This is a genomic window from Terrimonas sp. (assembly GCF_003075435.1).
Taxonomy (GTDB): domain Bacteria; phylum Bacteroidota; class Bacteroidia; order Chitinophagales; family Chitinophagaceae; genus Agriterribacter.
The window spans coordinates 119,479-138,956 of the sequence record NZ_QCZJ01000005.1; the positions used below are offsets into that span (position 1 = coordinate 119,479).

Annotated in this window: 13 protein-coding genes and 1 riboswitch; of the genes, 11 read left to right on the forward strand and 2 right to left on the reverse strand. The window is 40.6% G+C overall.

What is annotated here, in order from left to right:
* Positions 1-6 precede the first annotated feature (6 nt).
* A complete protein-coding gene (locus DC498_RS26750; RefSeq protein ID WP_116873589.1) occupies positions 7-336 on the forward strand; it encodes a four-helix bundle copper-binding protein in 330 nt (109 codons plus the stop codon).
* Here DC498_RS26750 and DC498_RS07775 read toward each other — a convergent pair.
* Together DC498_RS07775 and DC498_RS07780 are read right to left on the reverse strand one after the other, a co-directional pair.
* Positions 333-650 (reverse strand): hypothetical protein, encoded by a 318-nt coding sequence (locus DC498_RS07775; protein ID WP_116873590.1) that lies wholly within the window; start codon positions 648-650, stop codon positions 333-335. The genes DC498_RS26750 and DC498_RS07775 overlap by 4 nt on opposite strands.
* A 175-nt stretch (positions 651-825) precedes the next feature.
* Complete coding sequence (locus DC498_RS07780) at positions 826-1,953, reverse strand: glycoside hydrolase family 130 protein (RefSeq protein WP_116873591.1); 1,128 nt, start codon at positions 1,951-1,953, stop codon at positions 826-828.
* 271 nt (positions 1,954-2,224) lie between these two features.
* Here DC498_RS07780 and DC498_RS07785 point away from each other — a divergent pair, with 271 nt between their 5' ends.
* The 10 genes from DC498_RS07785 to DC498_RS07830 all read left to right on the forward strand — a co-directional run bounded on the left by DC498_RS07785 (position 2,225) and on the right by DC498_RS07830 (position 18,842).
* Positions 2,225-3,238, forward strand: coding sequence for a LacI family DNA-binding transcriptional regulator (locus tag DC498_RS07785; protein WP_116873592.1), 1,014 nt, complete (start codon positions 2,225-2,227; stop codon positions 3,236-3,238).
* 359 nt (positions 3,239-3,597) lie between these two features.
* The gene (locus tag DC498_RS07790) at positions 3,598-6,693 is read left to right on the forward strand and encodes a SusC/RagA family TonB-linked outer membrane protein (protein ID WP_116873593.1); all 3,096 of its coding nucleotides are present in this window, start codon (positions 3,598-3,600) and stop codon (positions 6,691-6,693) included.
* Between the two features lie 12 nt (positions 6,694-6,705).
* The gene (locus DC498_RS07795; protein WP_116873594.1) at positions 6,706-8,583 is read left to right on the forward strand and encodes a RagB/SusD family nutrient uptake outer membrane protein; all 1,878 of its coding nucleotides are present in this window, start codon (positions 6,706-6,708) and stop codon (positions 8,581-8,583) included.
* Positions 8,584-8,681: 98 nt separating this feature from the next.
* Positions 8,682-9,968, forward strand: a complete 1,287-nt coding sequence (locus tag DC498_RS07800; protein ID WP_165813786.1) for a cellulase family glycosylhydrolase — start codon at positions 8,682-8,684, stop codon at positions 9,966-9,968.
* A gap of 46 nt (positions 9,969-10,014) precedes the next feature.
* Complete coding sequence (locus DC498_RS07805; protein WP_116873695.1) at positions 10,015-12,411, forward strand: glycoside hydrolase family 2 protein; 2,397 nt, start codon at positions 10,015-10,017, stop codon at positions 12,409-12,411.
* A gap of 8 nt (positions 12,412-12,419) precedes the next feature.
* The gene (locus DC498_RS07810; protein ID WP_116873596.1) at positions 12,420-13,397 is read left to right on the forward strand and encodes an ROK family protein; all 978 of its coding nucleotides are present in this window, start codon (positions 12,420-12,422) and stop codon (positions 13,395-13,397) included.
* A gap of 1 nt (position 13,398) precedes the next feature.
* Complete coding sequence (locus DC498_RS07815) at positions 13,399-13,974, forward strand: SIS domain-containing protein (RefSeq protein ID WP_116873597.1); 576 nt, start codon at positions 13,399-13,401, stop codon at positions 13,972-13,974.
* A 43-nt stretch (positions 13,975-14,017) separates the two neighbouring features.
* The gene (locus tag DC498_RS07820) at positions 14,018-15,523 is read left to right on the forward strand and encodes a hypothetical protein (protein WP_116873598.1); all 1,506 of its coding nucleotides are present in this window, start codon (positions 14,018-14,020) and stop codon (positions 15,521-15,523) included.
* A gap of 9 nt (positions 15,524-15,532) precedes the next feature.
* Entirely contained in the window at positions 15,533-16,702 is a 1,170-nt protein-coding gene (locus DC498_RS07825; RefSeq protein ID WP_116873599.1) for an MFS transporter, read from the forward strand.
* A 97-nt stretch (positions 16,703-16,799) separates the two neighbouring features.
* Positions 16,800-18,842: a glycoside hydrolase family 36 protein gene (locus DC498_RS07830; protein WP_116873600.1), complete on the forward strand. Its 2,043-nt coding sequence runs from the start codon at positions 16,800-16,802 to the stop codon at positions 18,840-18,842.
* A gap of 384 nt (positions 18,843-19,226) precedes the next feature.
* Positions 19,227-19,344: riboswitch (SAM riboswitch) on the forward strand.
* Positions 19,345-19,478 lie beyond the last annotated feature (134 nt).

Genomic DNA, 19,478 nt, shown 5'->3' on the forward strand with positions numbered 1-19,478 from the left:
TTTTTTATGGATAATAATTTTAAAGATTGCATTGATCAATGCCTGCAATGCATATCAGTTTGTAATGCATGTGCAATTGCGTGTTTAAATGAAACGCATATTGGCCATTTGCGCAAATGCATATCGCTCGATCTTGAATGTGCGGAAGTTTGCAGCGCTGCCGCTGCTGTTATGAGCATGAATGGGGTAATATCAAAAAAGCTTTGTGCTGTATGCGCAGATATTTGCGATCAATGTGCAGCAGAATGCAGTAAACATAAAGATATGGGGCATTGTGCAGCATGTGCTGAAACATGCGCCGCATGTGCCGCAGCATGCAGAAAGACGGCAGCTTAGGGATTGTTTTTTTGTAACCACCAGCTGTCTAACAACTCCTTCCTCGAAACATTGAGGGTGGAGTTGTTTTTATTGGTTAAAACAATATGCGCTCCATTTGATACATCAATGCCGCTTATACTGTAGACTTCATTTATCCTGTTACTATTTTCCTCAACCGGTTCATCTGTCACCTCATTGCTTATATTGCCGGGATAAGCAGGAGCTACTTCGTCGCCGATATGTAACTCAGAAAAATTATCTTCTATAATCTTTAGCCACTTTCTTTTCTCCTGCGGGCAAAGCTGTGTTGATTTATTTTCTGCTATTTTCATAAGCCTGTATTTAGTTATTCATTTTTACATATAAAAATGTACCAAATACATCCCCTGAGAATCACCAAGCGCTAAGCAGATTGTTCCCCAGGTTGAGGAATAATGTATACTTAAGTATAATTTATTTGCGGGTTTTGAATAATCATTACCAGTTGCACAGCAGGGTTACAAAAAGCTATTTTACAGCAGTGGTGGCTACTGCGATTTTTGAATCTGCCGTGCCGTAGTATAAAAACCATTCATTGTTGAACCGAACTAATCCTTCAATAAAGCAAACATGATTAACCTGTCCTGAGATTTCATAAGGTTTATCAGGTTTTATAAAATAGTTATCGCACCTGTCAATCACTTTTAATGGATCATTCTTATCCAGCAAGATCTGTCCTGCGGCATAAGTGCCTTCTGCTAAAGATCTATCCCCGGATACCGGGCTGTTCCTGCTGTTATAGAGAAATACAATACCTGCATTGGTAACCAGGGCCGGCGGACCCGGTTCAACCAGCTGACTATCGAATTTCCCCGGTCTTGGGCCAAATACAATTTTAAACGCTTCATAATTCCTGAGCGTATCATATTGTTTTTTAGCGGGGTCGGTTTCTGGTAATGGCGTCCAGTCTATAAGATTATCAGAAGTGGCAGCATAGATATTTGATTCGCCCCAGTACATCCAGTATTTGCCGTTTATTTTCGCGGCAACAATTTTTCCGTTTTTTATCTCACAAACTATTGAACCTGCTTTAGACCAATAGTTGATATACTTACCATTTTCCGCATTTTTGAAAACAGAACCATGCTTTGTCCATTTTTTCAGGTCGGTGGAAGAAGCAATGAACAGCCTTGCTGTTGTGCCATCGTAAGCTGTATAGGTCATATAGCAGGTGCCTTTGTCATCCTGCACTATTCTTGGATCTTCAACGCCGCCTTCGTTCTCATATTTCAGCATTGCATCATTATCAGGAAACAATACCGGCTGTTTGGATGTTGTAAAATGTAGTCCGTCTGTACTAACAGCCAGGCCTATACGTGATGTGCCTGCATATTTCTTCACCGTATCTTCCGCCCTGTACAGCAAATGAATTTTCCCGTTTCGTACAATTGCGGCAGGGTTATATACATCCTGTGCTTCCCAACCGATATTTCTTTTTAATACCGGGTCAAAAAAAATAGTTGTTTTGGGTGTAAGGCAGGGATTAACATTATCCTGTTTTACAAATGGTCCCAGCATCCAGGGTTTTTCCTGTGCATTTACCCGGGATGTAGAAAATATAGCGGCAATTGTTAGTAGTAATGCAATCGACTTCATACATATAATGACTAAAAACTTTGAAGGAGGCTTAGGTAAAAATAGCTATATAAGTTTGAATATGTATCGGGCTTATTAGGGCTAATACTCACCATCGCCATAATGCGGATAGGTAAGAGGAACGTAGCTACGAACAGATCAAGTATGATCATAGGGGAGAAGTAATGGCGGGAAAGCGCTGTTATGAAAGCTTTTTCTCATAAAATTTGGTTTATTCAAATAAAGACCGTTATTTTACTTAACCGATTAAGCAATTAAAGCGCCATATGAAGTGAAAACTTCTTTAAAAGATATTGCAGATTCTTTAAAATTGTCCAAGACGACTATTTCCTGGGTATTATCCGGTATGGGTGATGAAAAAGGGATTAGTAAGAAAACGCAGGAGCGTGTATTAAAATATGCACGGGATCTTAATTACGAACCAAATTTGCTGGCACGTGGTTTAAACACCGGGGTATCGGGGACCATTGGTTTGATTCTGCCATCTATTTCAGACTCCTTTTATTCCAGGGTTGCACGCGAAGTGGAATCAGCATCGGAAAAAAACGGGTATTCCATGATGATTGGAAGCTCTCATTCCGAGGTAGAAAAAGAAGACCGGATGATTCGCTTATTTAAGGGTAAGCAGGTAGACGGTATAATATTAGCTCCCACCAAAATTTCCAAAAAAGAAACTGAAAGATTAATAGAAGAAGGGTTTCCCTTTGTTTTATTTGACCGTTATTTTCATGATCTGGATACCAATTACGTAATTATCGATAACGAGGAAAGCAGCTACAAGCTTGTATCTCATCTGCTGCATAAAGGATTCCGGAAAATAGCTATTATTACTACTAACCCGCATTTGCGTACCTTAAATATGCGTAGAGAAGGTTATGCGCGGGCTATGATGGAATCAGGGGTGCAGGTTGATTTTAATCTTTATGGAGAAGTAGCTTATGTGAATTACGAAAAAAACCTGTTTAAAGTGCTGGACCAGATATTTGAAAACGTTCCGGATGTTGACGGTTTCTTTTTTACAACACATATACTGGCCCTGGAGGCATTCAATTATTTTTTTGAACGGGGAATTGATATAAATAATGGGAAGTATGGACTGGCCTGCATACATGGAGTACCATCGTTTAAAGTGCTTGCCCCAAAAATGAATATCGCCTGGATGCCAATAGAAGAGATTGGAAAAAATACGGTGCGTATGTTGGTAAATGCCATCAACGCTAAAATGAGTAAGAAAAAAATTGCGACAGAAGGTTTGGTGTTGTCTTGTGAGCTGAGTTTACAGTGAGGAATATTTTTTTCTAAAATTACTTAACCGTTAAAGTAATTTATTGTTTATATAATTGATTGACATCTAATGTATTTTAAACGATTGCTATATGAATATTGCCTGCACATATAACTTAATCGATTTAGTAGTGTTTGTACTAACTAATCCGCTGAAAAAGTGGCTGTTATTCATTTTTCCGGGAATCATGCTCATCCTTCTGCTTTTAATACAGGCTTTACCGCCTCATATACCGGTAATTATGATAACCGGTTAATACAACAACTGTCATTATTTACCAGGATAAAAATTTCCCTGCAGCACATCACTCATCAATATACTTTCTAAAACCTAAACAACAATCATCAAATCTCTTATTTATGCGTAAGAACAAAAGGCATTTGAAGTGGACATTTGTCTGTGTAATGTTACTGTATATACTTACCGGGGTTTCCATTGCCCAGGTCAATCCGGATAAAACCATCCAGGTTTCCGGAAAAGTAACAAATGAACAGGGAAATCCTGTGGAAGCAGTTTCTGTTGTAGACCAGAAAACAAAAAAAGGTGTACAAACCGACGCAGGTGGAAACTTTAGTATTACAACAACCACTAATGGTTCTTTAGCCATTTCTGCTGTTGGCTATGCTGATCAGGTTGTGGCGGTAAAAGGCTTATCAGGCATTGATATTGTATTAAAAAGCAATGTCAGCACTTTAAGCGATGTGGTAGTGGTAGGTTATGGACAACAGCGTGCAGCTACTGTAACCGGAGCGGTATCGCAAATTAAGTCAGACAAAATTACCGTAGCTCCAATTGCTAATGTAACCAATGCTTTAGCCGGTCAATTGCCAGGTTTAATATCAAAACAGGTATCCGGTATTCCGGGCTCTGATGATGCCAGTTTAAATATTCGCGGTTTTGGAAATCCTTTGGTAATTGTTGATGGTATTGAAACCAGCCTGAGTAATCTTGACGCTAACCAGATTGAAACAGTATCCATTCTTAAAGATGGTGCTGCTTCTATTTTTGGAGCGCGGGCAGGTAATGGCGTTATTTTGATTACTACCAAACGCGGTAAAAATTCAAAACCAACACTTACGGTTAACAGTTCTTATACATTACAGGGGTCAACCAGGGTTATCAAACCTGGTACTTCAGCTGAACGTGCGCAATATGAAGTGGATAAGTGGTTAAACTCAGGTAAGCCTGCAGACCAGGTGCCATTTACGGCTGAAGAAATTCAGAAATTTAAAGATGGTACAGATCCTAAGTATTTAAATACAGATTGGTTTAATGCATCTATCCGAAAATTCGCTCCCCAGCAAAATCATAATCTTTCAGTATCCGGTGGTAATGAAAGAATAAAATATTATGGCTATTTCGGTGCCAATAAGCAGGAAACTATTTTGAAAAAGAATGGCGGGCACTATGACCGGTATAATTTCCAGGTGAATATGGATGCCAAAGTAACAGACCAGCTTTCTGCTGCGATGGATGTTCAGTATTTTAAAGAACAACGCTACTTTCCATCAGGTGCGGATGGTGTGGGCACCAATAATAATTTCTGGCGCGACCTGATTTATGCTGCTGATCCTTCGTATGCATTAACATTACCTGATGAAACAATTATGGCTTATGCAGGTATTCCTTATGGAAGCCCGGTATGGGCTACCAATTCAGATTTAAGTGGTTATTCTGATCTTAACAGGAACGTTACACAGTTTAAAGGAGAGTTGAAATACGATGTTGCACAGGTGCCGGGGTTAAATGCAAAAGGTACTGTTATTTACAGGTCAACTTCAGCTGATAATAAAGTAGCAAAAAACCAGGCAAAATTTTATACGTATAATGCGGATAATGATGAGTATACTTATGTGCGTAGCTCACAAGATCCCATGACGCTAAGCCGCTCTTCCGGCACAGATACCAAACTGGTTCAGCAGTATTCTTTAAACTATAATAAGTCTTTTAGTGGTTTGCACAGGGTTACGGGTATGTTTATGTATGAGTATATACATGAAAAAGGGCAGTCATTTAGTGCATCACGCGGCGGTTACCAGTCAATGGCGCTTGAAGAACTATTTTCAGGAGATCCTACAACCGCTGCCAATAATTCATCAAGTTATGCTAATGGAAGAATATCATGGATTGGCCGGTTAAATTACAGTTATGACGACCGGTATATGCTGGAAACAATTTTGAGAGCTGATGCATCTTCCCGGTTTTCAAAAGCAAACCGTTGGGGATATTTTCCAAGCATATCATTAGGATGGAATATAGCCAGGGAAAAGTTTATGGAGCCTGTGGATATGTTTGACATATTGAAACTACGCGCAAGCTATGGCTCATCCGGCTACGATGCCGTAGCTAATTTTGCATACCTCACCGGCTATGGGTATGATGGTACTTATACCATTGGCGGTGATCTTGTTTCGGGGCTGATTCCTACAGGTTTGGCCAACCCTGATTTAACCTGGGAAAAAATGGCTATTTATAACGCCGGTGTTGATTTTTCATTATGGCGCAGTAAGCTCTATGGCGAAGTTGAATTTTTTCACCGCAGGCGTTTAGGAATTCCCGGAAGCCGCGTTAACTCACTGCCTTCATCATTCGGTGCAACACTTCCTCTTGAAAACCTGAACAGCCAAAGTACACAGGGTATTGAATTAAGATTAGGTACCGTAGGTAAAATAGGTGAAGTTAATTATGACATTGTTGGAAATATAGCTTATTCAAGATCGAAATGGATTTCTTATGATGAAGCAGCATATACAGATGAAGATCAGATGAGAATGTATAAAAATAGCGGGCGTTATACTGATCGTCGTTATGGTTATGTTTTTGATGGATTATTTACCAGCCAGGAAGACGTTGACAAATGGCCTTTAAGCTTCGAAGGTCTGAACAATGACAACTCATCCCTTCGCCCCGGCGATGCAAAGTATAAGGATTTAAATGGTGATGGTGTGATCAACTGGCGCGATCAGACAGAAATAGGAAAGGGCTCAATGCCACACTGGACTTATGGTTTGAACCTCTCATTAAGGTATAAAAACTTCGATTTCTCCGCGCTGTTCCAGGGGGCTTTTGGCTATACCACTTATATTGACCTTGAGGCAGCTCCTACAGCTGTATTCTATAGTAATTACTGGAACGATGGCGCAAACAATCGTGCTGATGTACTGATACCAAGACCTGCCGGTTCATCAACCAATTGGTTATATTCTGATTACAGAAACCATAACACAACTTACCTGAGATTCAGAAACATGTCATTGGGTTACCAGGTGCCGGTTGCTTTATTAAGCAGGGCAGGGATAAGCAAATTCAGGGTATTTGTTGCAGGTACAAACCTGTTTACAATCAGTACACTTGACAAATTTGGTGTTGACCCTGAAATGCCTGAAGGTTATGGGGCAGGGGTTTACTATCCTCAACAATATACAATGAGCTTTGGTTGTAATCTCACTTTTTAATTTGTAATAATCATGAAATCGAAATTTAATATAGCAATAGCAGCAATAGCTGCACTAACGATGAGCTCCTGTTACAAGGTAATGGACCAGGTGCCTACAGACAGATACACTGACGCGGTGGTATGGAATGATCCTGTTTTGCTTGACGCGCATTTGGCCGAATTATATGCATGTGTGCCGGTAATGATACAGGATGCTACTACATTAATGAATAGCTGGAGTGGTGCACCCATGAACGTGGATGATAATGGCTGGACCGCTACCATGGGTTTTAGTGCCCAGATGGAAGGCACGGTAAGAACCAATGAAATTACTGATGAGGCAAAATATAATTTTGGCGCGCAGGCGCACCTGCTTGACCTGAAAGAGAACGGCATACAGGCTAATGGTACGGAACTGCAATGGTGGGGAAATGCATATTATACTATCAGGAACCTGAATAACTTTATTGAGCGTGCCGGTGAATCTTCCATCTCTAACGTTGAAGAGCGTATTGGAGAAGCCCGCTTCTTAAGAGCCTTCTGCTATTTTGCAATGGTAAAACGTTATGGAGGCGTTCCTTTGATAACTAAAGTAATTCCTATTGACGGAGACTCTTCCATGTTATTCCCCAAAAGAAATACAGAAAAAGAGATATACGATTTTATATTGAGTGAAACAGATGATATTTCAAAAATACTGCCGGGCGCTGCTGAAGCAGGCCGGGCTAACAAATGGGCAGCGTTGGCATTGCGTGGCCGTGCTGCATTATATGCTGCAAGTATAGCACGCTTTGGAACGCAGCAGTTAAATGGCTTGCTGGGTTTTCCCGGAGGAGATGATGTAAGTTATTACCAGGTTGCTTATAATGCCAATAAAGAAATTATTGATGGAGGTGGTTTTGCATTGTATAATGGAGATGCGGATAAAGTGCAGAACTTTAAAAACATTTTTCTTAAAAAGGGAAACAGTGAAGCTATTATGGTAAAGCAGCACTCCGGCAAAGGCTTTATGGATGGCGGATCTAACAGGTGGTCATGGGATATGGTAGAATGCCCGCGCCCTAACGTATGGGGTGTTGGTAATTACCATGGCCCTTACCTTGATTTTGTTGAAGAATTTGAACTTACAGATGGTAGCTCCGGCGTTATAGACCGTACGTATACAAAAAGTCGTTTGTGGACAATGGATGAACTATGGAGTGATCGTGATCCTCGTTTCTTTGCAACTGTTTGGACAAATGGTACTTCCTGGGCAGGGGCTTCAGGCGGAACCTTGGGCGCTGACAAAATTGATATGCACAACGGCATTATGTCAAGAGAGGGTCAGTTAATTGACGGAAGATATGATTCTTATGAAGGCATCTCGGCTGTTGGTGACCAGCTGGTAAGATTTAAGGAAGGGAATGTTACCAACACCGGCTTTGGTTTAATGAAATATCTTGATCCCACCGCTAATAATTTTAACTGGTTTTGTGAATCCACTACAGATTACCTCATCTTTCGCTATGGAGAGATATTGCTTAATTACGCGGAAGCAGCTTTTGAGTTGGGAAAAGATGGAGATGCATTGATTGCTGTTAACCAAATTCGTGAGCGTGCAGGAATTGCCGGGCTTGGCAGCGTAAGCCGCGAAAAAATTCGTCATGAAAGAAAAGTAGAATTAGCATTTGAGAACCATCGTTACTGGGATCTGCGCCGTTGGAGAACTGCAGTAACTGCGTTAACACGTACCTATACCGGGATAAGATATATCTATGATGCTGCTTCCGGAAAATACCGCGTAGACTTTATTGATAATATAGATGGCCGGCCGAAAACGCCTACTTTCCCTGAAAAGAATTATTATTTCCCAATAGGGCAGGGCCGGGTTGCAGCTAATCCCAATTTAGTAGAAAACCCAGGGTATTAATACCGGGGATGCTTATAAAGAAGCTTTTTAATGAGTAGCAAAACAGATAGCAAATACTTATAAACGGGTCCGGCATTGAACAAATGTCCGGGCCCGGTATGAGTAAAGTTTTAATCAGTATTTATAATATGCGTTTAAATAAATTAATACCTGTTTTATTGTTGAGCTTTTTGCTTACAGGGCAAATAGCTTGTAGTAAGAAGAACAATACGGATACTTCTCCTGAAGAAAATACAGAAGAGGTGCCTCCCAAAAAAGATCAGTATCCCGGGTTGTCAGTTTCTGCTACCGGTCAATTGTTGCTGAATGGTAGTCCGTTTCGTGGCATTGGAGTTAATTATTTTAATGCATTTATACGTACCCTCGAAGACGGGCAACAAAATAATGACACGTATAAAATTGGTTTTAATTACCTGAAGGAGCGTAAAATTCCATTTATTCGTTTCGCTTTAAATGGATACTGGCCAAAAAACTGGGATCTGTATTTAAAAAATCCTGACCAGTTTTTTCAAAACCTTGATGCTTTTGTTAAAGCTGCAGAAGCATCAGGAATCGGGCTCATTCCTTCTTTTTTCTGGCATACACCCACCTTACCCGACCTGGCAGGAGAGCCGGTAAACAACTGGGGAAAAATAAATAGCAAAACGCATGAGCTTATGCGAAAATTTATTAAAGAAGTTGTGGTACGGTATCGTGATTCTCCAGCCATTTGGGGATGGGAACAGGGAAATGAAGTTAATCTTTTGGTTGACCTGCCTGGTGATAATGAAAATCTTCCTCCGATCGTTCCATCATTGGGAACACCCACTACCCGCTCAAAACAAGATAAATTATATACTGCCGATTTAATTGTTATGATGAAGCAGTTTGCTACTGAAATAAGCAAGTATGATGGTTCCCGCATTATTATTACCGGTAATGCTGTTGCCCGTGCTGCAGCATGGAACTTATTGAATAATAAGAGCTGGACTACAGACACAAAGGAGCAATTTATAAGCATGTTGAATACACAGAATCCCAATCCTGTAAATGTACTGTCTATACACGCCTATATAGCATCGCCTGACGATGGATATTTTGGTGATGAGAAAGTAACTTACGACGGTTTAATAAAAGCCAGCATGGATGCTGCCCGCGCAATTAAAAAACCATTATTTCTCGGTGAGTTTGGCGCACAGCAGGCTAAATATGGAGATGCAACCCGCGATAAGTTTATGGAAATACTTTCAGCAATTGAAAGTAATGAAGTGCCACTTTCTGCTATGTGGGTTTTTGACTATCCCCCTCATGATACAGAAGAAGGTATCAATGTATCTCCTGATAATGGACCAAGAGAGTATATGCTCCAGGAAATCATGAAAGTAAATGAGCGGATCAGCAAATAAGTTTTATAACCATCGAACCGCTTTCAGAAAAAATATCACATCAAAAATGAGAAAAACTGTTTTATTTTTTATTCAGCTGTTGCTGTTGCTAAGTATAAATGCATGGGCTTCTAATCCACCTGCTGTTTCACTTAAGGGTAGCTGGGAATTGGCCTACTGGCCTCAACCTGCCAAACCACTTACTACACCAGATGAGGTTAAAGCAATAAATCCTCAAAGAATAAAAGCAAAAGTTCCGGGTAATGTTGAGCTTGATTTAATGGCTGCCGGACTGCTCCCGGATATTTCCGTTGGATCAAATATTTACCAGCTGCGTAAATATGAAGGGTATCAATGGAGCTATTCACGCAGCTTTGAAGCCCCCAGGCGAACAGCACAGCAAAGGGTACAGCTTTTTTTTGGAGGGATTGATTGCTTTGCGGAAATATGGATGAATGGAAATCATATAGGCTCGGTAGATAATATGCTTATTGAACATGTATTTGATGTAACTGATGTATTACAACCCGGAACCAATCATCTGCAGGTGATTATCCGCTCGGCTGTTATAGAAGTTCAAAACAAATTACTGGGCACAATCAGCCTCGGCAATTTTCCATATGAAGAAGCAACTTATGCACGTAAAGCACCATCCGGGTATGGATGGGATATTATGCCCCGTGCAGTCAGCGCAGGCTTATGGCGGGAGGTGGAGCTAAGAATTATTGCCCAGGTACATTTTAAAGATGTAAACTGGATAATAGCAGGTATTGATACAGCACAAAAAACTGCCCGCATTTTTGCAGACGTTCAATTAGGAGTGCCCTTTGAAAAGCTGGATAAGGTAAAAGTAAAATTTACTATTAGGCGCAAAGGAAAAACGGTGTCTGAAAAAGTTGTACCTGTGCTTTCTTTTGCCATGCGTGAAATAATAGAACTGCAGAATGTAGATTTCTGGTGGCCGAAAGGTTATGGCGATCCTGCTTTGTATGATGTGCAGGCAGATATTCTGGATGTGGATGGAAAGACTTTAAACTTTGATAAAAAGCGTATTGGTATCCGCACAATAAAACTTGATTTAAATGATGTAAATCTTCCGGGTAACCCTGGCCGTTTCACTTTTATTGTTAATGGCGAGCCCATTTTTATTCGTGGTACCAACTGGGTGCCGTTAGATGCAATGCATAGCAGAGACGCTTCTTTATTAAAAGATGCTTTTGATATGGTGGTGGACCTGAACTGTAATATGATTCGCTGCTGGGGCGGAAATGTATATGAGGATACTCCTTTTTTTGAACTCTGCGATGAAAACGGGATTATGGTATGGCAGGATTTTGCAATGGGCTGCACATTTTATCCGCAACGGGATGATTTTAGAAAAGCAATTGAAAAAGAAGTACAGTCGGTGGTACTTAAATTCAGAAGTCACCCTTCACTGGTATTGTGGTCGGGAAATAATGAAGATGATCAGGCCCTGCGCTGGACATCACAGCCATTTAATATCAATCCTAATAAAGATGTTATTTCCAGGGAAACTATTGAACGGGTATTGTATGAGTTTGATCCAACACGGCCTTACTTACCCAGCTCACCTTATTACAGTCAGAAAGTATGGGAAAACGGAAGCGGAGATCACCTGCTGCCGGAGAATCATTTATGGGGCCCGAGAGGATATTATAAAGATCCTTTTTATACAAATGCTGTATGCGTTTTTGTGAGTGAAATCGGGTATCATGGCTGCCCCGCCAAAGAAAGCCTTAAAAAAATGATGAACCCGGCATCGGTTTATCCCTGGTCAAAAAATTCTGAATGGAATGAGGAATGGCTTACAAAATCAGTGCGCATTTTTCCTGAGTCTGTAAGAACCACAGGGAGAAATAATTTAATGCTGAACCAGGTAAATCTTCTGTTTGGTTCAACGCCAAAAGATCTTGACTCCTTCATATTCGCCTCGCAGGCAATGCAGGCAGAAGCAATGAAATTTTTTATAGAGTTATGGAGAGGAAGCAAGTTTAATGATAAGAGTGGCATTATCTGGTGGAATGTAAGAGACGGATGGCCGATTATTTCAGACGCAGTTGCTGATTACTATAACAACAAAAAACTGGCTTATCATTTCATAAAAAATGTGCAACAGGATATTGTGGTTTTAATGAATGATGCGGTACAAGGGTATAATCCATTAGTAGTAGCGAATGACACAAGAACCAATGCCACCGGAAAAGTAACCGTATCAGATGTAGCCTCAGGGAAAGAAATTTTTAAAGGAAGTTTTTCAGTAGATAAAAATGGTAGGCAAAAAATTGCTGAACTACCCGAAATGAAGGGACAGGGAATGCTGTTGATCCGATATGAAATAAACGGAAAGCCATATGCAAATCACTATTTATATGGAAAGCCTCCGTATGCCTTAAAAGGCTACAAAGAACTTTTAGAGAAAACAAAAATATATAACCTAAACTAGTATAATTTATGAAGGAGAACCTGATAGGAGTAGATATAGGTGGTACAAAGTGCGCGGTAACATATGGCTATAAAGATGGAGCTATCCTTGAACTGTTGGATGAAGATCGTTTTGCCACAACAACGGTAAACGAAACTATTACGGCAATTATCGGATCCGTTGAAAAGATGATTGCAAAGCATACACTAACAAAAGATGGCATTGCGGCGTTGGGAATAAGTTGCGGCGGTCCGTTAGACAGCCAGAAGGGACTGATAATGTCTCCGCCAAATCTTCCGGGATGGGATGGAATTGCAATTGTTGACATTATACAAAAACATTTTGGCATTAGAACAGGATTACAAAACGATGCGAATGCCTGTGCCCTCGCTGAATGGAAATGTGGTGCCGGCCGTGGTGCAAACAATATGGTATTTATGACATTTGGAACAGGCTTGGGAGCGGGCCTGATTTTAAATGGCAAGCTATATACAGGCGCCAATGACAATGCCGGTGAGCTTGGCCGTATAAGGCTGGCAGAATATGGTCCTGTAGGTTATGGTAAGGCCGGCTCATTTGAAGGTTTTTGCAGCGGTGCCGGCATATCGCAGATAGCACGCATGCTGATAATGGAAAAAAACCAGATGGGTATTGCCGTAAGCTGGTGCAAGCCGGAAGAACTTGAGTCTCTTACAGCACAAAAGGTAGCGGAAGAAGCTTTTAAAGGAGATGGACTTGCGCTTAAAATATTCGACATCTCTTCGGAAAAATTAGGTGAAGGTCTGTCTGTAATTATTGATGTACTTAATCCTGAAATGATTGTTATTGGAGGAATCTATACACGGTGCCGCGCATTGATGGAGCCACGCATGCAGGAAATTATCAGCAGGGAAACTTTATGCAGCGCTGCTAAAGTGTGCAGTGTATTGCCATCTGAGCTGGGAGAACAGATTGGTGCTTATTCGGCTTTATCTGTTGCTGCTGACTTACTGACCAAAAATATTTGAAATGAAAGAAGTGATTTACGCAGGCTTAAATGAGGCAAGAACCGTATTAGACGAATTTATGCGCCCGGAGACAGTGTCGCTTATTGATGAAGCAGCTACCCTGATATCTGACGCATTACAATCCGGCAGAAAAATAATCAGTTGTGGCAATGGCGGCTCATTATGTGATGCCGCTCATTTTGCAGAGGAGCTAACCGGGCGTTTCAGAAAAAACCGAAAGCCATACCCGGCACTGGCTATTAACGATCCGGCTTATATTACCTGCGTTGGCAATGATTATTCATTTGAAGAAATTTTCTCAAGATACATTGAAGGTGCAGGAGAAGCAGGTGATGTATTGCTGGCCATCAGTACAAGTGGTCATTCTAAAAATGTAGTGAAAGCTGCCCAGGCAGCCAGAACGATCGGAATGAAAGTGGTTGCTTTAACAAGTGTTGGCAGTAATCAGCTTTCACCATTGGCTGATATAGTACTTGCCAGCCCCAAAACTGAATTTTCAGATCGTGTTCAGGAAATTCATATCAAAGTGATTCATCTCCTGATTCAATCTATTGAAATAAAACTTGGACATCATTAAAATAATTCGCTTTTTTATTAATGTTTAAATTCTAACAATTAAGATGAACAATAGTATAAAAAACTTTATTGCCCTTTTTAGCATTTTGATGATTGTTTCCTGTAAAACGGAAAAGAAAGCTACAGAAGTGTTTGTAGGAGAACCTACCGGGGTGAAGTTGGAAGCAATGGGAGCCGAATTAGACCCGCATTTTTTTTCTCAGAACCTTACGCGCAATGATGGCGCCAAAGCGGAAGACTGGCAACATGTGGTAAAGCGTGTTAAAGACATGCAGCTACAGAAGTTCAGGGTTATGGTATTGCCCCAATGGTTTGAACCGGTGAATGATAATAGTGATCCGCAGCAGGCAGATATCGGCAGGTTTACATTCAACTCACCTGAGATGCAATCTTTGTATAGAGTGCTTGATCTGGCACAGGAGCAAAATATGTCTGTATGCATTGTGGTATGGGGATGCCCGGTATATGTATCCCTGCTGGATAAGCAATATGACTATGTAAAAACCTCTTTTATGGCCGATCAAACGAAGAAGAATGTATGGATAACAGGGCCGACTGATTATGATGAATGGGCGGAAAATTATTCCGTGTTGATCAAACATCTTATAGAAGACAGGAAATATACCTGCGTAAACGAGATTACCCCGATGAATGAACCTGATGGTGGCCCATTGCTTACTGCGGAGGAGTATATAAAAATGGCGAAGGTGCTGGATGCACGGTTTAAAAAAGACGGTGTTCGTGATAAGGTGAAGTTTAACCTGTCAGACAATACCGATACCCGTACTTTTTACCTGGAGGATTGTGCTAAAAACCTGTCCAATGAAGCCGATATATTCAACTCACACACCTATATATTCGGCTATGATACACCGAACGATAGCATCTTTAAATGGGAAAAAAATAATGTGAACATTGCAGCCAGTGCCGGAAAAAAGCATTTGGTCGGTGAGTTTGGCTCTAACCAAACGGTAGGGGCTACACGACAAAAGGATATTGACCGCTATGAGCGTGGTGTATTGATGACCCGCCTGGTGCTGAACTTTTTTAACGCCGGGGCTTCGGGTGTAAGCTATTGGAGTTTGATTGATCAGTATTATGGAAAGGATGCAGATTATGTGCAGATGCAACAACTTGGTTTGTGGAAATATGTAAAAGCGGCATATAAAACAGACTCTACATACGAGAGCATACAGCAGGATTATGAAGTACGTCCTCAATATTATTCATATACTTTATTAACACGTTTTCTGAAACCCGGCGCTGAAATTCATCCTGTCAATCTGCATGATGATTTTGCTATAGGCTCTGCATTTAAAGGCACGGATGGAAAATGGGTTTATGTATTTGCCAATGGCACTGATGCACAAAAATCATTGTTGGTCTCCAACCCGGCGGCAGAAGGGAAATTTGAGGTATACCGGTACGAGGAAAATAAATTACCTGTTAATGGAGAACTTATTATTTCAACCGAACATGCAACAACTGATAAAGGCAAACTAAATATCAATATAAGTGCCAATTCCGTTGTCCTTTGCAAGCAACAATAAACGATCATTATGGATCAGAAAAAAAATGGTACAGGAATATTGCCTGTGATGTTTGGTTTTTTCATCATGGGATTTATCGATATTATTGGCATAACCACCAATTATGTAAAGAATGATTTTAAAGGATTAAGTGATACGGTTGTAAATCTTATTTCGCTTTCCTGCTTCTTTTGGTTTTTGGTACTTTCTATACCCACCGGTATAATGCTGAATAAACTGGGCAGAAAGAAAACCGTGGTGATTAGTTTTTTAGTTCATGCTGTTGCCATGGTAGTGCCTTTTTTCTACTATGACTTTGCTTTTGTATTAGTCTGCTTTGGATTGGTTGGCATTGGTAATACAATGTTGCAGGTAGCATTGAATCCTTTAGTAACAAATGTGGTTAAAAAGGAAAGACTTGCGGGTACGCTTACCTTGGGACAGTTTGTAAAAGCCATCAGTTCGTTATCAGGTCCTATACTGGCAGCCTGGTTAGCAGGTAGTGTGTATGGCTGGAGGATGCTATTCCCGGTCTATTCCATTCTTTCTTTGCTGGCAATGCTCTGGTTGTGGCTCACGCCTATTCAGGAAGATAAGACTGAGCAGCAGCACATTACTGTTAAAAGTACCTTCTCTTTACTGAAGGATCGTTACATACTTGTTTTTTTTATAGGAATACTGGTATTGGTGGGTGTGGATGTTGGTATGAATATCACCTTTCCGAAATTCCTTATGCAGGATTGCGGGCTGGAACTGGGCAAAGCGGGAATGGGCAACAGCGTTTATTTTTTTGCAAGAACCATTGGCGCATTTACAGGAGGATTGCTGATGATGCGTTTTCCCGAAAGTAAGTTTTATAAGTATAGTGTTTATATTGGATTAGCGGGGCTGTTATTGATGCTGGTTAGCAAAAATATTATCGTTGTATTTGCAGGCGTTTCTATTTTTGGACTGGGTTATTCCAATCTTTTCTCTATTATTTTTTCTCTTGCATTAAAATATCTGCCTAAACAAATCAATGAGGTATCCGCCTTGCTTATTATTGGGGTGAGTGGTGGTGCTGTGCTGCCGCCGGTGCTGGGTATTGCTACCGATATAACAGGAACGCAATGGGCCGGTATTGCAGCAATTGCTATTGTTTGGCTGTATATGGTATGGCTTATTAAAAAGGTGAATTCAATTGGTGCAAAAAGCAGTTAAGTTTTACTGGCAGTGCCTGCGGCATCCACAAACAAAACGAGAAGTGATATAGTTATGATAAACAATATCGTCAAAATAAAACTAAAAAAATATACGGATGAAAAAGACCTGGTATAATCTGCTACTGATATTGATATTTCCTATAGGGTTGATTGCCCAGGGAACAACGAATATTAAAACCGTAAATACAGATGTAGATGTTTGGATTAAAAAGAGCTTTGCTAAAAAAGCAATTCCTCCTTTTTCATTTGTGTATAACGGAAAATCATCAGCAACATTTATAACCAAATGGGGGTATAGTGTTACAAAGAAAGCACCAGGAGAAGCTGGTGTATTACATTATGAGTTTAATTACCAGGAACCGGGGAATGGTTTGCTCGTTACCTGTGACGTAAAAGGATTCGCCAACTTTAATGCAGTGGAATGGGTATTAAGGTTTAAAAATAATGCATCAGCGCAATCAGGCATTATTGAGCAGGTAAAAGCTACTGATTTGAACTTTGTATATGAAAAAGGGCAGGTGCCTGATGTGCATTATGCTGATGGAAGTTATGCAGCTAAAGAAGATTTTCGCCCGCGGCTGCAGCAGATGACTGCTGGCGCCGAATTAAAAATGGTTCCTGAAGAAGGTCGCTCATCACAAAAAAGTTTTCCTTTTTTTAATATTGCTTTTACTGAAAATACAGGAGTGATGGTAGCTATTGGCTGGACAGGCACCTGGTTTGCTTCTATACAGCAAAAACAGGCGCAGCAATTGTCGCTTGCTACCGGAATGGAACATTTGCGGACTTATTTGAATCCCGGTGAAACCATAAGAACACCATCTACAGCGATGTTATTCTGGAAGGGTAACAATCGATTTACGGGTCATAATAAATTCAGGCGTTTTATACTGGCACATCATACGCCTAAAATAAATGGACAAATAGCCCGGTACCCCATATCCAACAGTTTTAATTATGGCGACCCGGCGCCCTGTAATGAATACACCTGTATGACTGCTGATTATGGAGTGGCGCTCATAAAACGGTACAAGCAATTTAAATTGGTATCTGAAGTATTCTGGTTAGATGCAGGATGGTATAAACATTCAGGAGAGGCTCCGCAAAAAAACTGGGCTAATACTGTTGGCAACTGGAGTGTTGACTCAACGCGTTTTCCCGGGGGGTTGGGAGAAATTGCTGATGAAGTTCATAAAGCAGGTGCAAAGTTTATGTTGTGGTTTGAACCTGAGCGTGTAATGAAAAACTCTGATTGGGCCAGTCAACATCCTGAGTGGATGTTAAACGCAAGTGATGCTCATGATGCGTTTTTGTTTGATTTGGGAAATACTGAAGCAAGGCAATGGCTTTGTAAAACAATGGGTAAACTAATAGAGGATAATAAGGTTGATTATTACCGGCAGGACTTTAATATGCAGGTTGATATTTTCTGGAAAAATAATGACAAACCTGACCGTGAGGGCATTTCGGAAATACGTTACATAGAGGGCTTGTATGCGTATTGGGATTATTTGTTGAAACGCTTTCCGGAAATGATTATTGATAATTGTGCAAGCGGAGGCAGACGTATTGATCTTGAAACCACATCGCGCAGCGCTCCTCTCTGGAGAACAGATTATAACTATGGGGAACCTGTAGGATATCAGAGTCATACTTACGGACTGGAATTGTATTTGCCTCTGCATGGAACGGGCACACATAAAACTGATAAATTTTCATTCAGGTCAAGTTTAGGTACTGCTATTGTATATAACTGGAAGATAACCGAAAGCAGTGGTAATATAAATGAAATGCAGGCATGCCAGGCTGAATTTAAAAAAGTACGACCTTTTTTTTACGAGGACTATTACCCGCTTACCGGCACTGAACAAACAACTGCCAATAATATTTGGCTGGCATACCAATTACATCGCCCGTCGGATGACAGTGGCTATATTGTTGCTTTCCGCCGTGAAGAAGCCACATCTGAAACCTGCATCGTAAAATTGCAGGGACTTCAACCACAAAAAAAGTATACGCTTACAAATGAAGATACCGGGGAGATAGCGAAAAAAACGGGTGCAGAACTTTCTTCAGGGTTTACGTTAGTGTTAAAAGAACGCCGGTCATCGTTATTATTAAGATTGGGAGTTGAGTAAGCCGGGTTTGAGGTGTCATATATAAAATGAAAAAGTTGAACTGATAAAAAATTATGGATAAGTGAGGCGAAATAATTTATGTGTAGTAATGCAAAAACCGTTGATAAACCCAGCGGTTTTTTGCATTTTATTATTTTGGTTCTCCGAAGTGTTTTTGCTCCAATCCTTTTGTGCATAAGCTGAACACTGCGAGGCATGCTCACGCCTCTGCAACATCTTCCTTATGTGGTGCGTTTTAATTACAACTTTTGATTCTCCACTTGTCGCGGAGAATTCTCGCTTACAAAAGACTGCGATGAAAAAGAAAAACATGGAAAAAAACTTGTCCGGGAAAATAAAATGATTATACCTTTGCCGCAGTTCTTTACTGCACAAAGTGCAAAATACTTATCAAGAAAGGTGGAGGGTAATGGCCCTGCGAAGCCTTGGCAACCTCCTTTGATACACTTGTATTAAAGGGAAGGTGCCAATTCCATCACGCCACAGGCGTGAGAGATAAGCCAGATTCACAGCTCAGAAAATAGAATATAACTATATTGAAAGCTCGTCTGATTTATCGGACGAGCTTTTTTGTTGCTGTCCGCTCATCTTTTTGGTAAGTATTATCAATTACATTTTAAACTATTAAAAACTAAA